This window comes from Candidatus Eremiobacteraceae bacterium, assembly GCA_035314825.1.
Taxonomy (GTDB): domain Bacteria; phylum Vulcanimicrobiota; class Vulcanimicrobiia; order Eremiobacterales; family Eremiobacteraceae; genus JAFAHD01.
In genome coordinates this window covers 1-14,897 of record DATFYX010000040.1, presented here as the reverse complement: position 1 = coordinate 14,897, position 14,897 = coordinate 1, and the positions used below count along the sequence as shown (strand labels likewise).

Sequence of the window (14,897 nt, the reverse complement as noted above, 5' to 3'; positions counted from 1 at the left end):
CCGTGATTTCGTGTCAAAATTGGTGTCAAAATACCGCGTTACCCGGCGGGTGCCCCGATCCACTCCAATGCAGGCGTCCACGGCTTTTCTCTCGCTTCAATGGTGCGGCGTCTTCGAGGCAACCAATCACGGCGCTAAACGCCACCTGGGGCGCACCGGCTCGTTGCTTGGTCCCCGGACAGCGAATATGGATCGTACCCGGTACATCCTACGGGTACTGGCAAGAAAGACGCTTCTTGGTATGCTAGGAAAAGGCGTTGCTCGAGGCTGCGAACGCCCTTGTCGTCGCCAGAGTCAGCGCAGCGGCACTACCCTGAGCAGCCGTGATGCGCCGACTCTTGGCCGCCGTCTGAAGCTGCTCGAAGTCGCGTTCCCCTTGGTCGGCATAAAGACGAGCGAACTCCACGAGCGCATCGTCAAACGTTCCCTTATTGCCGAGATAGCCGCTCAGCACCGCCGGGTCGGTCGACTTGGCATGCGCCCGAGCGAGCGTCGCTCCGCATATTTTCGCATAGTCGGCCAAGCCCTGGGCGTCCAATGTCGTCAAATCTTGTGACCATTTCATGTCGCGTAGCTGACGCACATAGTAGTCGCGACCTCTCAGGCTGGTCCAACCTAGAAACATATCGCTGGCCGCCTGCATGACCCGCTGGCCGGTGACGACGCGATGACCGTTGTTGCGGTACTTGCTCTTGCCCGCATACACATCGAGGACCGAGCGATTGGCTTCCTTGACTTGCAGGAGCAATGGGTCCCCGTCGTTGGCCATCATAAGAATAACGCCGCAGCGGGTACCCACGCTACCCACACCGACGACCTTGAAGGAGAAATCAACCACGCGATAACGGTCAAGAAGTACGCGCACGTCGTCACGCGCCGTGGCGAGGTAGTCTTGGAGGAGCTTGCTGAACAGCGGGTGACCGTGACGTTCGCGCAAGTGGAAGATCCCTGGCGGATCATCGACGATGCGGCGGCGTCCGTTCGCGACCTTAGTCATCTTGATGAAGGCCGATTCCATGGTGCGCCGCTCCGATTGTCGGATGGCGGCGGCGTGTCTGTTGCGCGCGGCTTTGGATTTCGTGAAACGGCGCTCGAGCACGTTGGGATCGAGTCTCGAATACCAAACCTGAAGCGCCGTCATCTCGGCAAGTTCAGCCATGAATTCGCGATAACTGCACACCGCCGCGCGCACCGCGTCTGCGCGTGACGCGCGGGAAAAAGTGTTGTAGCGGCCGGCGAACTCAATGCTCGTCGCCAGGCGTTTCACATCCCATTCCCACGGCGCCACCAGCGTCTCGTCGAAGTCGTTGATGTCGAAGACGAGGTTGCGCTCCGGGGTCGCGTAGGCTCCGAAGTTGAGCAGGTGGCTGTCGCCACACGCCTGCACCTTGATACCCGTGTTGGGTGTAGTCGCGAGGTCGGTCGCCATGACCAAAGCTGACCCACGCATGAACGCAAACGCCGACTCGAGCATGCGTCCCCAGCGGATAGGCACGAGGCCCGCTACTCTTCTCTTATTCTGTCCGTCGAGGAGCGCGATGGGATCGGGTCGGTCTTTCCGCGGCGTCCAAGTCGCTTGGCTGGTGCGAGGGACTTGTTTGCGGATCGCCCTACCAACCGCCAGCCGCTCATCGAGCGTGGCGAAGCGCGAGCCGCGCTCCATTACGACATCCCGTTGTGGTTGATTCATGGCAGATGTTCCCTGGACGTACCGTCCAAATGTAACCTAGTGTGGCTGGACTCTGCAAGCAAAATGAATCACTTGGCTATTTCAATGTCCGGCAACACATAGCTTTTGTCGAAGATCGCTTTTTGCGGACCATAGAATCGAAACCAGGGATACCAATGCTTTCCTGACGCGGTGTAGATCCAGTTCGATTCGTGGCCTGCGGGCGGCGTCGGACCAAAGTAGACATCCACAGAGCCATCGGCATTCTTCTTTACCGTCGGGTCAAGGGAATCAACCGTGAGATGCGTCGAGTTGAGGAAGAATGCCTCGGTCTCCAGATCATAAACGGTCACCGCCCAAAACTCGCTCGCTGGAACATTCGCGGGGATATGCAGTCGATAGTTATTCTCACCCGACAACTGTGCGCCATCTTTGTCGTAGTACGTGGAAAGGTAGAAGCTGCCCCCGCCGAGATGGTAAACGGGGCCGAAGAAGCTAGCCAAGGTTATCCCCCGCGCATCCACGGCGAAGTAGTTGGGGAGTTCCCATTGGAACTCTGTCTTTACAGCGATCGGCGGAGCGGGGATGACCCATCTCCCGCCGGGATAATAGCGCTCGAATGTCGTGATGATCCCTTGTATCAACCAGGCGTGTGCTTCCGCTGCCGCTGCTTTCAGCTGAGTGCGGGTCCCGGCATCAGGGTTGAATTCCTTGCCCGTCTCGATGCCCAGTGGAAGGAGCATTCCTAACATCTCGAGGTCACGCGATTGCACGGGCTCCTCATTGATCACGCGGGCCAGACTGACGAAGAAGGTGTCGTCATAGGGCACGACCGCGTTATAGAGTTTGCCGGTCATGTCTATGAAGTGCGGCGCTGGCGGATTGGCAGCCTGGCTCAACGGGTAGATCCTGACTTGCTGCACAAGCGCATTGCCTTCGTTTACATCCGCTTGCGATCTGCTTGCCAGGATAGACCGGAGCAGGGTGTAGCTGCCGTACGTGTTGGGTCGCAGCGCGACATAGCCCGTCGGCACATCACCCTTGTAGTTGGGAGGTAGAATTAAGTACTTGCCGCCCTTGCCGCCGACGCCCAGATCGGTGAGTGGCACTTGCCACGTGTCCATGATGGTGCCGAGGAACTGGTTTCCACCGACCGCTGCTGGCACTTCCAAGACTATCGGCCCGTCGGTTTTTGTGTTGGAGAAGATGTACATGTAGCGAACGCTTGTGTCGGTATCCAGCGACTGGTTTTGCCAAGTGGATCCTTTGGGCCACCAAACGATGTCGTTGTATTTTGCCCCACCGTCGCGGAAATATGCTTGGCGCATCATGTCCATGGTCACGGCAGGCGCACCCCAGATCACCGCGTCCACCGCCCGGCGGTAAATAGTCCGGCTAGCCAAATCTTGGGGGGTATAACCCGGCGCTTCTTGCGCCACTGCCGATTGCGCTACGAGTAGCAGGCCGACGATGAATACGGACACAAATTTTGCCATCGAAGTCTCCTTTGACTTTTGTCCGGTCAGCGGGTTCACGGACCCGTGTAGTGTCTTTTCACTGGGAAGAGGAACGACAGCTGAACCTGCAGCTGTGTGCTTGGCGCGCCATTGGGCCTCTCGATGTTGCTGTAGTATTTAGCGCTGAGTTGCATTGGCGTCGTCGCTAGCCGGAACGTCTTGGTCAAGCCGAAACCGAGCGGAACGGTCCACGCCTGACCGGGCACCGCGTTGAAGTTCGCAGTGATGTTCGGCGCGGTCGATAGCGACCACCCCTTGCCAAAGTTATAGTTGATGAAGGGTTGGATGAGCATCGAATTGATCGCGGGATTCGTCGGGCTCGACCCACCAATGCTCCACAGTTGCGTGACGAGCGTGCCGATGACGAAGTTTCCAGGCATGATGAGGCCGACGACGTTTGCCCCGGCAGCGGTCCGGTGCGTCCCGACTGGCCCGAGATTCGGCGAGGCGGTCGCGAACTGGAAGATCGGACCGGCTCCCCAGGTTACCGTGGCCGGCTTGGCCGGCGTGAAGTACGTCTGCATTAAGCCCCGTCCCGCTCGATTTCGGCCTCTTCTTACTTCCTAGTAGCACATGTTTTTTTTATCCTTAGCCGATCGGCCCCGAGGACCTGTGCCAAGCGGAATCCTCACCACGAGGAAGAACGTTCATGGAGCGTGCCGGTAGGGAGGATATGGCCTGATGGTCACCCTTACGATCAACGGAGAACAGCACGAGCTCGACGTTCCCGACGAGATGCCGCTTCTGTGGGTCATTCGCGACGTTGTGGGATTGACAGGGACAAAGTTCGGTTGCGGTCTGGCGCTGTGTGGATGTTGTACGATGCATATCGACGGTCAGGCGATGCGGACGTGCGTCCTCCCGGCCTCCTACGCAATCGGAAAAAAGATTACCACGATCGAGGGCCTGTCGCCCGATAGCTCGAGCGCCCTGCAGAAGGCGTGGATTGCCGAGCAGGTTCCGCAGTGCGGGTATTGTCAGTCGGGTCAGCTCATGGCAGCGTCGGCGCTGCTCGCCAAGAACCCTCGGCCCAGCGACGCCGACATCGATCAGGCCATGACGAATATCTGCCGCTGCGGCACCTACGAAAGCATTCGTGCCGCGATTCGTCGCGCGGCCGCTAGCGCAGATCAGGCCCTCCGATGAACGCAGCGTTATCCCGAAGCGATTTCATCCGGCTCACCGCGTCGTTCGCCGGCAGCCTCGTGTTAAGCGCGGGAGCCGACGGATGCTCGAAGCCGTCGCAAACGCAGCAAGGCCTCGTGGCAAACGACGGCTTCTCGCCAAACGTTTGGCTGAGCGTTCATCCCGACGATACCATCGCGTTTGTCATCAACCGTTCCGAGATGGGGCAGGGCGTCATGACCGGGTTGCCGACGCTGCTCGCCGAAGAATTAGACGTCTCGCTGAGCAAAGTCACGATCGAGGTCGCGCAGCCCGAAGCCAGCTATCTCTACCCAGGCCAGAAGGAAATGAACACGGGCGGCAGCACTTCGATGCGCGATTCGTGGTTGCCGCTGCGCCAAGCCGGAGCGACCGCGCGCGCGATGCTCGTGCAAGCCGCCGCGAAGCAATGGGGCGTGGATCCGTCGACGTTGACGACGAACGTCGGAACGGTTGTCGATGCATCCGGGCGCACTGCGACCTATGGAAGTCTGGCGACGGCTGCATCGCAGCTGCCCGTCCCCCAAAACGTCGCGCTCAAGAGCCCCGATAAGTTTAGGCTGATAGGCAAGACGACGGTGCAACGTCCAGACGCCCCATCGAAGGTCAACGGCACCGCAAAGTACGGCATCGACGTCGTGGTTCCGGGTATGAAATACGCGGCCATCGCGCGATGCCCGGTTTTCGGCGGCAAAGTCAAGAGTTTCGACGCAAGTAAAGCCAAAGCGGTCAAAGGCGTCACCGACGTCGTTCAGGTTCCGACCGGCGTGGCGGTGATCGCGGGCAACACGTGGGCCGCCTTTCAAGGGAAGAGTGCTCTAGTCGTGGAGTGGGACGAGGGGCCGAACGCGCAACTGAACTCCGAGTACATGTTCGCCGATGGGCAGCGCCTCGCTCGCGACCCGTCGAAGGGCGTCGTCGCGCTGCAGCGCGGAAATGTCGAGAGCGTAAGCGGCAAAGCGATCGAAGGCATGTACTTAGGGCCATTTCTGGCGCACGCGACGATGGAGCCCCAGAACGCCACCGCCGATGTGCGAGCGGATTCGGCCGAGATTTGGGCCCCGACGCAGGCTCAAACGCGTGCCCTGCTTCGAACAATGAAGATCACAGGGCTTCCCGCCGAAAAAATCGCCATTCACACGGCGATGCTCGGCGGTGGTTTCGGACGCCGCTTGCAGTCGGACTACATCGAAGAGGCTGTCGAGGTCTCGAAGGCGATCGGCGCGCCGGTGAAGGTGCAGTGGACGCGGGAAGACGACACGCAGCACGATTTCTACCGCCCGATGAGCGTCAACGCCATCGCCGCGGTACTCGACGAAGGCGGGCGTATCGCGGCCATGACGCATCGGATCGTCGCGGAAGCCACCGGCCGCGAGTATCGTCCGAAGCAATTTGGACAAGCGCACGGAATTGACGGCAGCGCGTTGCGCGGAATAACCGACGCCCCCTACGACCTGCCGAACTACACGGTGACCTACATCGAAAAGGAGTATGGAGTGCCGGTCGGCTCGTGGCGCGCGCCGGATGCGAACTGGAACACGTTCGTCGTCGAGTCGTTCATGGACGAGTTAGCGCATGCGGCCGGCAAAGATCCGGTCGAATTTCGGCTCGCTCACCTGCAACCGGGATCGCCAGCCGCGCTGGCGTTGAAAAGCGTGGCTCAACGCGCGAAGTGGGGAGAACGTCGTCAGGGCGGCATCTACCAAGGCGCCGCAATCATGGTATGGAACGGCAGCGTCGGCGCGCTGGTCGCTGACCTTTCGATGAACGGGAAGACGCCGAAAGTGAACCACGTGACGGCGGTCGTGCATATCGGTACAGTTGTGAATCCGGAGATCGTCGTCGCCCAAGTGCGCAGCGCAATCAACTTTGGTCTCTCCGCCGCCCTGACGGGGAAAATCACGCTCAAGAACGGGCGCGTGCAACAGGCGAATTTCGACACCTACACGGTGCTGCAGATGGCCGACGCTCCGTCGATCGACGTCTACCCGATGCCGAGCCAAGAGCATCCGACCGGGATCGGGGAGCTCGGCTTACCAGGCATCGCGCCAGCAATGGGTAACGCGATCTTCGCCGCAACGGGAAAGCGTATCCGCCGCCTGCCGTTCAGCGATTCGCTAGCGTAACGCCTGAATAATTGCGCCGCCAATGAGACGAAGATCGAAGCAGGCTGGGTCCACGTCGTCGATGGCTGGAACTAGTCTATGCAGGCACTAGCCCTCGCCGCGCTGATCGCGCTGTCAGTGACTCATGCGGCGCCAGCCCCACAGCACCCTAGTTCCGTCGTTTTCGCGTCGACGGTCCCGGGGCTGCGACTCACCGGCGTGCTCTACCGCCCCTCATTTGCTCCCGCCCCGGCGCCGTTGAGCCATCCACTAGCTGCGTCTCGAGTGGCATCCACGCGAGCGCTGCGAATGTCGTCGACGCGCCGCGCACAAGAGGCGAAAGACGATATGACACCAAGCCCGAGCGTGAATTGCATCCCCGGAGACTACCGACACGGGCGCTCCATCACCGCCAGGAGGTTCGCCACGACTGGTTGATTCGGATCGTCGCCCTCTCGTCAGGGATCACAGTGCCGTCCGAGCGACCCCATCCCGCGATCTTGAATCCGGCGCGATCCTTAGTCGTTCGGTCGCCAGCAGGCTGCGACGGCGAAACGTTCACGGTCGGAGCGAGCAGCTGGAGCGATGCGGCGCCGATAAGCGCCGACCCTAGGATGAAGGTCATACGGCTCATCGTCATACGCATCTCCTCCTTCTTGTCCGGATCCGTGCTTACGCCGACGCCAGGGGCGACCGCCGAAACCCGGCCGTCTTAGCCCAGCGCTCTGTCGCAGCACCGAGGATCTCGCAAGCGACCCGCTCGTCGCCGGCGCCTGCCGCGATTGAATAGGCCTGCTCGTAGGCCCGAAGCGTCGGGCGATTCTCGACGTTGACCCTTGCCAGGTCAAGGGCCCGCGCGGCGTCGTTACCGCTGCCGGCATAGAACTCCGCCCCATGGTCCGCAAACGCGAGCAAGTGCTTGCGCAACAGATCTTCAAAGCGCGATCGCGCAGTCTGAATCTGCGCTTCGGCCTCCGCGTCCTTCCCCATCGCAGTCAGCACATCGGCGAGACGCCAATGCACTTCAGGGTCGCCGCTTGAGAGCGCCGGGATCAGCAGGGCTTCCGCGTCGCCAGGACGGCCCCAATCCAGATAGGTCTCCGCAAGATGTACGCGCGCTTTCACGTAGTTCGGCAGATACTCAATGGCCTTGCGGTACCATTGCGCAGCACGGCTCAGCTGTGGTTCGGCTATCAGCTCGCCCCACAGAACGCCGAGTTGGAAGCAAACCCATGCAGGAGCGAACGGCCAGACATCCCGATACTCCAGCAGCGCGCGTTGATAGATCCAATCGGCTTCGTCGAATTCACGCAGGTCGGCGAGCAAAGCGCCAAGCGGCACCAAATCCTCCAAGCGCCGGGATTCGGCCATCCGCCGTCGCGCCGCGAGCACATCTTCGAGTCGAGTACCGCAGGCTTGATTGATGGAAAACGACAGGCGTTCAGCAGCGGTCCGTGGAGCGCCAAGCGATTTGGCGTGCGCGAGAAGATCGCGGGCCTCGGCGAAACGATGCTCCATCGACGCGACCTGTGCATGGATGAGCGCCGTCCGCATGGGCTCATCTCCCACACGGTCGAGTTGATTCACGAGAGCTTCCAGGCGTTCGAGCGCATTCACATCGCCGAGAAATTGCGCCACGAGCTGTTCTTGCTCGACGATCAGTTCCGCGACCCCGGGTTGTTCAGGCGCTCGCCAGAATCTGCTCCATGATTGCTGGCACGCGCTCTCCAGATTATTGACGGCGATATGCCCATCCGTGGCCGGTGGAAAGCCTCTTTGGAGACCCGCCGCTTCGATCACGGCGCAGCGCCAAAGCGCTTCTTCAGGCTGGCGAGGCCCGTGTCTAGCAGATTGGAGACGATGCTGTGCACGACGATGGTGGGTTGGCCGTCTGCAAGATATTGGACACGCCACTCGACGGAGCTCCCAGAACCTTTGGGCTTGACGTCGAGCACGCCTGTGTAGTCCACGGCGGGAATGCCGCTGACCATCGTGTAGCTGTAAGACCTACGTGACTCGTCGATCGACTGGAGACGCTCGACGATCTGCTTGCCATCGAGCGTTTCGATCGCGCGTAACTGGCCGATACCGTTCCCGGTCAACTTGACCGCGGCCATCAGAGGATGCCACAGGCCTCCGAACTGACCGATAAGCGCCCAGACTTGGTTCGGCGAAGCCAACACGTCGACACTTTCAGCAACGGTTTGCAGCTGTGCATTCGGGGACGCGAGATATGGGAAGGTGTTCGTGCCTGGTTTGGTCGCTTGCGTCGCACCGCCTCGCAAAACCGGTCCCTTATCGTGGTTGACCATCCAGTTCAGCAGGATGTCGATGACGTTCGCGTTGACCGTACGGCCACCGCCTGTCTCATAGGGACGCCCGCTCAGCGTGCTCTTCTCGATCTCCAAGAAGCTGACATCGCTGGTCGGCTTTGTCACATCGAACAAGATGTAATCTTCGAGAAAGGCGTCGGCGCACGATGACATCGCGGCAGGCGTCCAGTCCACCTTGCCATCGCGGGCGTCCCAATTGGCCAGACTGGCCATCATGCGCTCGCGGTAGATGAGGAGATGACCTTCGGCGATCGCAAACGGCTTTTCCTGATTCCACAAGTCGCGCAAGTCGTCCGTTCCCGCGAGAGCGGGATTGTTGAGACGCATGTTCGTCTGCTCCGGCTTGCCGACCCAATCGATGCGCGGCGGATCGTGTCCGATGAAACCGCCCGGCTGGGGTATCGGGATCGTTTCCGCGATGACCCCGAACAGCGAGCCTTTGCTGGGATCGAGGATGAGATGCGTGTCGACATCGATCACGATGGACAGCACGTTGTCGTGCTGCAGCAGATTCTGATAGACTTTCAGCGTTTCGACCAACCAAGCGAGGATGAACGGATCGGAGCGCAGGCCGGCAAAAACGCGGATCGAGCCGTCAGGCGTCGAGGCCCCTTTCTCGTCGTTGACGACGAAAGGCAGTGTTTTGCCCCCGGGCAAGGTGCACGTGCCGCGCTGGATTGGTCGTGCGCCGCCCGGCTGGGCCTCGAGTGCGTCGAATCGACAGCTGAAACGGATCTCGTCGCCGCCCGTCTTGAACTTTGCAGCGTCGCCAAGTCCAGAGAGGGCAGCCCGGCGGACCACAATCGTGTGGTCGAGCGCATTGGAGAAAGCAGCGCTTGCACCCGCCGACGGGAACACGTTCGCGGCAAGCACCGTCCGCGCGGGGTTTTCGGGACTGGTGAACGCGAACAGATCCGAGAGGTCGGCTGCGGGGTCGCCGATCGACCTCGGCCCGTCGACATGGTCTGACATCGCTACGCTCCGCTAGGCGATCGGTCGAGCCCCGAAAGCGTGTGCGCTGTTATTGCGACCACGCACCGTGCCCCGTGCGGGCGTTCGGCGGGCCGCCGAACGGCGTGACCTGACCCGCCTTTTCTGGAATGGATTTCAAATACTCGATGAGCTCCCAGCGCTGCGCGTCGGTCAGCAGCGGTCCAACGACACCGTTCCCGCGCGGGCCGTTGTCGAAGGAGTGGCCGGCGTTGGAATTTCCGGGCAGCGACGTGTCGTACTCGAAGCACCCGCTCTTCCCGCTGGTGTCCAATCCCACTTTGACCGGGTCAAACTCGCGTCCGATGCAGAACTTCTTCGAGCGCTGCTTCGCCGGGAGCAGCATCTCGTACAGATTCGGCACCGAGCCGTTATGTAGGTATGGCGGCGTAGCCCAAACCCCCTCACGCGGTGCTGCCTTGTACACGCCCACCGCCGCGGGCGGCAGAGGGAACGTCCGATACCCATGCAGGGCGGGGGACTGCGCCTCTGTTGGGGGGAGTTTCGCCAGCGCCGTGCTGAGGATCTGCCCCGTCAAACTTGCGTAAAGCGCGCCGGTCGGTATGATCGTTTTGCCCTTATACGGCGGCGGCAAGTAATTGCTCAGCTGGGCGGTGATCGCGTACGGTCTTAGGACTGTGAACTGCCCCGGATCCGTGCCCACGTACGTCTGTGGTACCAATCCGACTTGGATCCAGCGCTTCCCGTACCTGTTCGCGTCCGTCCACGTGTAGGGGTATGCGTTGTGGCAGCTCATGCAGTAGCTGGCGAACAACACCTTGCCTTCGGCTGCCTTCTGGCGATCGATCTTCCCCAGGACATCTTCTGGCCACTGAGGAGGTGCTAAACGCTCCAGGAGGCCCTCGATCTGCTCGAGATTGGCAATCTGGGCGTTCGAATCGAAGAGACCCTCTTGCGGCGTCTTAGAGGTCAGGTCCTCGGGCATGAACACGCCCATCGCCTCGGTCAGGTTGCGCTCAATCGGATCTTGTTGCGCGCCCCGCCACTGCTGCCACGAGCTTTGCGGGGTATTCCACACGAAGGGGTATTTGGTCGGCTCGAGAGGCGTGGACCAGTTCTGGTGAATTCCAGGTTCGTCCGCCGTGAGCCGGTTGACGATCAACGCGATGGCGTCAACCCGGCTTGGTCCCCATGCGATGGGGGCGACGAAGGACCCAGTGCAATACGTGTGAACGACAGCGGCATTGCTCTCAAACCGCTTACGCAGTGCTGTCTTGGCGTCCGTCGTCGACGCTCCCATTCGCGCAGCGAGACGATCGAACTTCGCCGGGTCGTTCAAAGTCGCTTGCAACGCAGCATCCAGGGCGTAGACGTACCCCATGAAGTCAAACGTGTTGCCGACACCGCCGTCGATGCGAATATGTTTGCCTTTGTAGTTCAGCTGAGCGTTATGACAGGCGGCGCAATTCATGCCGATCGCTGGGGGCCCCGCCCATCGACCCTCCGTAACCACCGTCTTGGTCAGCCCTATCGGTAAGCCATCCGGGTTCGTTTGTGGGTTCGGGCTCTGAGTGATCAGGCCATAGCGGTCGCTGTTCGCATCCGACCGGAAGAGCTGCTGGCTGTCAGCTACCTCAAGGCTTAAGAAGATATCATAGTCGATGACTTTTCCGCCTTGCGATATCTGATAGTAGGTCGCCCGATCCGTCTGCGACCAGCCCTGATTGAGGTAGATGACCGAATCGGTGGACGGCTGTGCGGATGCTTGCCGCGACAGGAAAAATCCGACAAGCGCGAAGGCGCCGATTAACACTGCGAATAATGGACCAAGTGTCCAAAGAACACTATTAGGTCGGTGCATCGGGGGCCTCCGATCCGGACGGGGTTAAAGAAGCTGGATGAACGGCCCAGGCTTTCGGTGTTGATACCAACGCGCGTCCGTTGATACCTTCCCCCCAATGCGTTCGGTTTTCTATTGGCAATCGTGAGGTTCTTTTCGGCGGGACACCTCATCGCTCGCGCTGCCGCTACCCCGGCACGGCCACGGCTAACAACAACTTTGAGAAGAACCTGTATGGGAGGTACTTCTTCTCACGCGAGCCCACCACCAACGATAGAAACGGAGATCTATGCCTCTGCTAAGACCCGAGGCGCGCATGAGGTGGCTTCGAGCTTTCGAGCCATTGATGATCGTCATGGGAATCGTGTCGCCACTCGCCACTCTACCATCGATCACAAAGCTGTATTTCACGCACAGCCAGCACGCAGCCGGACAATCGCTGACGACCTGGTCCATCTATGCGTTTGCGGCCTTGCTGTGGTTCGTCTATGGTTTGCTCAACCGGAACCCCGCCATCTACGTCGGCAACGGTATCGGACTCGTGATGGATCTGCTGATGGTGAATGGTATCCTATTGAAGGCCGGCATCACCTATTGAGAGTCGGGCGTCTCACTGCAGCCATTTGCCGTGACCGGTCTTGGCTGTCGGCGGGCCGCCGAACGGCGTGACTTGCCCCGCCCTCTCCGGAATGGATTTGAGATACTCGATGAGCTCCCAACGCTGCTCGTCGGTCAGCAATGGCCCGACGATACCGTTCCCGAGGGGGCCGTTCTCGAAGGAATGGCCAGCATTTGAATTTCCTGGCAGCGATGTGTCCAAAAGGAAGCATCCCGACTTCCCACTCGTGTCCAGTCCCACTCTTACAGGATCAAACTCTCGCCCGATGCAGAACTTCTTCGAGCGTTCTTTCGCCGGGATGAGCATCTCGTAGAGATTGGGCACGGACCCGTTATGCATGAACGGCGGCGTAGCCCACACCCCTTCGCGCGGTGCTGCCTTGTACACGCCCGCCGGTGGATTGGGCACCGGGAGAACTCTATACCCATGAAGTTGGACGGACTGCGCGTCCGATAACTCGACCTTCGCGAGCGCCTTTGCGAGGATTTCCTGGCGCAAGATGACGTAGAGCGCGTCCGTCGGTAGTATCGCCTTGCCTCGGTCGGGTGGCGGCAATTGGCCAGCCAGCTGGCCGGTGTTCGCGTAAGGCTTAAGGTCCGTGAATTGCCCTTGGTCGGTGCCCATATATGTTTGTGGGACCATTCCAACCTGGATCCAGCGTTTGCCGTACGTGTTCGCTTCCGTCCACGTATAGGGATATGCGTTATGGCAGCTCATGCAGTAAAGAGCGAACAGCACCTTCCCTTGCGCGGCTTTCTTGCGGTCGATCTTTCCAAGCACGTCTTCTGGCCATTGCGGAGGCGCCAGGCGATCCAACAAGCTCTCGATTTTTACGAGATTGTCGATAGGAGCATCCGAATCGAAGAGGCCATCCTGCCGCGTTTTCGATGTGAGGTCCATGGGCAAGAACAAACCCATCGTCGCGGCAAGATTGCGTTCGATCGGATCCTGTTGCGAACCGCGCCACTCTATCCTCGATGACTGGGGGACATTCCAGACGAAGGGCAGCTTGGTGGGAGCGAGCGGCATCGACCAGTTCTCGGGAATCCCCGGTCCAAAGGATACCAGACGATTGACGATGAGCCCGACGGCGTCAACCCTGCCGGGTCCCCAAAGGTATGGGGTGGCTATGTCGGTGTTGCGATACCGGTGAACGCGTGCGGCTTCGCCTTCGAAGCGCCTGCGCAGTTCAGTCTTGTCGTCCAAACCCGATACACCAAGAGCCGCAGCCAAGCGATCGAACTTCGACGCATCGCCCAACGTCGCTTGCATCGCATCATCGAGGGCGAAGACATATCCCATGAAGTCGAACGTGTTGGCGGAGCCACCGTCGATGCGGATCCGCCTCCCCTGGTAGTACAGTTGCGCGCTATGGCAGGCCGCGCAGGTGATCCCGATCTGCGGGGGCCCCGCGTATCTGCCCTCCGTGACGACAGTCTTGCTCAGACCTATCGGCAAGCCGTCGGGATTTGTCGCCGGATTCGCGGGCTGTGTGATCAGACCGTAGCGCTCGCTATTCGGGTCCGAACGGAAAAGCTGCTGGCCGCCGGCAACTTCCAGATTAAGGAAGATGTCATAGTCGATGACTTGCGAGCCTTGGGATGTCTGGTAATATGTCTCTCGATCCGCTTGCGACCATCCCTGATCGAGGTATATGACCAGATCGCCGGAGGGCTGCGCGGCTGCGCGGGGCAGCATGAAGAACCCGACAAACCCTACGGAACAAATGAGCGCGCAGGCCAATGAGGCGATTCTCCAAGGGATGCACATGGCTCGCTGCATCATGACCTCTTCTGATTTCCGTAGGGTTTCAGTCGTACCGCCGTGGAATCCCCTCGGCATCCGACGGGAGACGATCTATGTCGCTGCCGACCTTGCCGCTTTTGGTCCTCATCGCGAACATCGCGAACCTGATCACATCCGTCAGCCCAACCACAGCGGGTGGACTCTCAACGTTCACCCTGAGCAGCGCGACGTTTGCAGACAACACAAGAGTGCCACAAAGCATCGTGTTCAATGGGGTCGCGGGGAATAAGTGCACTGGTGGGAATGAATCGCCACAGCTTTCATGGGCCAACCCGCCGCGGGGTACGAAAAGCTTCGCCGTGTTGATGTTTGACGTGTCTGCGAGTTTTACGCACTGGGGGATGTACAACATCGCACCAACGACTTTCAGCTTGAATGCCGATGCAGGAATCGCCAGCAGCAAGTATGGAGCGCAAATAATAAATGACTTTCATGTCGCGGCACGCTACGACGGCCCATGCCCCCGGCCCGGAATCGTCCATCACTACGTGATTACCGCGTATGCCCTTGACGAGCGATTGACCCTGCCATCGCAACCTAGCTTCCAACCAAAGGCGGAAACTTTGTTTAATGCGATGCTGGGCCACGTGCTTGGGAGCGCGAGTATCACGGGCCTGTACTCGACGTAGGCGAACGCCTGGAAATCAAGAGCGCCGTCGCCTTATGACGCCGGCGCTCGCGCCTAGATTAACAGTCAGAGGCTCCATTGTGATCCCAGCGCGTGTGCCCATGGGGCTCGCGTAGTCCCAGGTGCACGGCGTTCTCGAAAGGGTCAGCCTAATCGCCAAAGTATAGACAGGAGTTGGATGCGGTTTTCAATGCGCCGTGGCCGTCTTTGCCGCACGACTGGGCCTGTGTAACGTCAGCAGCGGAGACTCGCCGATCTTCTCTTT

Annotated in this window: 11 protein-coding genes; 4 read left to right on the top strand and 7 right to left on the bottom strand. The window is 60.2% G+C overall.

Annotated features, from left to right (window positions below):
* Positions 1-244: 244 nt before the first annotated feature.
* From VKF82_05230 to VKF82_05220, 3 genes are all read right to left on the bottom strand, one after another.
* Positions 245-1,690 (bottom strand): DUF2252 domain-containing protein, encoded by a 1,446-nt coding sequence (locus tag VKF82_05230; GenBank protein HME81458.1) that lies wholly within the window; start codon positions 1,688-1,690, stop codon positions 245-247.
* Positions 1,691-1,758: 68 nt separating this feature from the next.
* Positions 1,759-3,204: a DUF1254 domain-containing protein gene (locus VKF82_05225; protein ID HME81457.1), complete on the bottom strand. Its 1,446-nt coding sequence runs from the start codon at positions 3,202-3,204 to the stop codon at positions 1,759-1,761.
* The gene (locus VKF82_05220) at positions 3,201-3,710 is read right to left on the bottom strand and encodes a hypothetical protein (GenBank protein ID HME81456.1); all 510 of its coding nucleotides are present in this window, start codon (positions 3,708-3,710) and stop codon (positions 3,201-3,203) included. The genes VKF82_05225 and VKF82_05220 overlap by 4 nt, the downstream gene beginning before the upstream one ends.
* 157 nt (positions 3,711-3,867) lie before the next feature.
* Here VKF82_05220 and VKF82_05215 point away from each other — a divergent pair, with 157 nt between their 5' ends.
* Positions 3,868-4,332 carry a (2Fe-2S)-binding protein gene (locus VKF82_05215; GenBank protein ID HME81455.1) on the top strand — a complete coding sequence of 155 codons (465 nt, stop codon included), beginning with the start codon at positions 3,868-3,870 and terminating at the stop codon, positions 4,330-4,332.
* The gene (locus VKF82_05210) at positions 4,329-6,476 is read left to right on the top strand and encodes a xanthine dehydrogenase family protein molybdopterin-binding subunit (protein HME81454.1); all 2,148 of its coding nucleotides are present in this window, start codon (positions 4,329-4,331) and stop codon (positions 6,474-6,476) included. The genes VKF82_05215 and VKF82_05210 overlap by 4 nt, the downstream gene beginning before the upstream one ends.
* Positions 6,477-7,127: 651 nt before the next feature.
* Here the strand turns inward: VKF82_05210 and VKF82_05205 are convergent.
* From VKF82_05205 to VKF82_05195, 3 genes are read right to left on the bottom strand one after another with little or no spacing between them, the layout of a single operon-like run.
* On the bottom strand, positions 7,128-8,255 hold the full coding sequence (locus tag VKF82_05205; protein HME81453.1) for a tetratricopeptide repeat protein: 1,128 nt from the start codon (positions 8,253-8,255) through the stop codon (positions 7,128-7,130).
* A complete protein-coding gene (locus VKF82_05200; protein ID HME81452.1) occupies positions 8,252-9,760 on the bottom strand; it encodes a DUF4331 family protein in 1,509 nt (502 codons plus the stop codon). The genes VKF82_05205 and VKF82_05200 overlap by 4 nt, the downstream gene beginning before the upstream one ends.
* A gap of 49 nt (positions 9,761-9,809) precedes the next feature.
* Entirely contained in the window at positions 9,810-11,600 is a 1,791-nt protein-coding gene (locus tag VKF82_05195; GenBank protein HME81451.1) for a di-heme-cytochrome C peroxidase, read from the bottom strand.
* A 268-nt stretch (positions 11,601-11,868) separates the two neighbouring features.
* On the opposite strand from VKF82_05195, the gene VKF82_05190 reads away from it, so the two are divergent.
* Positions 11,869-12,177 (top strand): SemiSWEET transporter, encoded by a 309-nt coding sequence (locus tag VKF82_05190; GenBank protein HME81450.1) that lies wholly within the window; start codon positions 11,869-11,871, stop codon positions 12,175-12,177.
* Between the two features lie 12 nt (positions 12,178-12,189).
* Here VKF82_05190 and VKF82_05185 read toward each other — a convergent pair whose 3' ends face one another.
* A complete protein-coding gene (locus VKF82_05185) occupies positions 12,190-13,896 on the bottom strand; it encodes a di-heme-cytochrome C peroxidase (GenBank protein HME81449.1) in 1,707 nt (568 codons plus the stop codon).
* 161 nt (positions 13,897-14,057) lie between these two features.
* Here VKF82_05185 and VKF82_05180 point away from each other — a divergent pair, with 161 nt between their 5' ends.
* On the top strand, positions 14,058-14,633 hold the full coding sequence (locus VKF82_05180; GenBank protein ID HME81448.1) for a YbhB/YbcL family Raf kinase inhibitor-like protein: 576 nt from the start codon (positions 14,058-14,060) through the stop codon (positions 14,631-14,633).
* The last annotated feature ends 264 nt before the right edge of the window (positions 14,634-14,897 follow it).

Coding starts and splice junctions, on each gene's coding strand:
- VKF82_05215 (HME81455.1), top strand. CDS start 3,868: ATGGTCACCCTTACGATCAACGGAGAACAGCACGAGCTCGACGTTCCC.
- VKF82_05195 (HME81451.1), bottom strand. CDS start 11,600: ATGCACCGACCTAATAGTGTTCTTTGGACACTTGGTCCATTATTCGCA.
- VKF82_05185 (HME81449.1), bottom strand. CDS start 13,896: ATGCTGCCCCGCGCAGCCGCGCAGCCCTCCGGCGATCTGGTCATATAC.
- VKF82_05190 (HME81450.1), top strand. CDS start 11,869: ATGCCTCTGCTAAGACCCGAGGCGCGCATGAGGTGGCTTCGAGCTTTC.
- VKF82_05180 (HME81448.1), top strand. CDS start 14,058: ATGTCGCTGCCGACCTTGCCGCTTTTGGTCCTCATCGCGAACATCGCG.
- VKF82_05230 (HME81458.1), bottom strand. CDS start 1,690: ATGAATCAACCACAACGGGATGTCGTAATGGAGCGCGGCTCGCGCTTC.
- VKF82_05220 (HME81456.1), bottom strand. CDS start 3,710: ATGCAGACGTACTTCACGCCGGCCAAGCCGGCCACGGTAACCTGGGGA.
- VKF82_05200 (HME81452.1), bottom strand. CDS start 9,760: ATGTCAGACCATGTCGACGGGCCGAGGTCGATCGGCGACCCCGCAGCC.
- VKF82_05210 (HME81454.1), top strand. CDS start 4,329: ATGAACGCAGCGTTATCCCGAAGCGATTTCATCCGGCTCACCGCGTCG.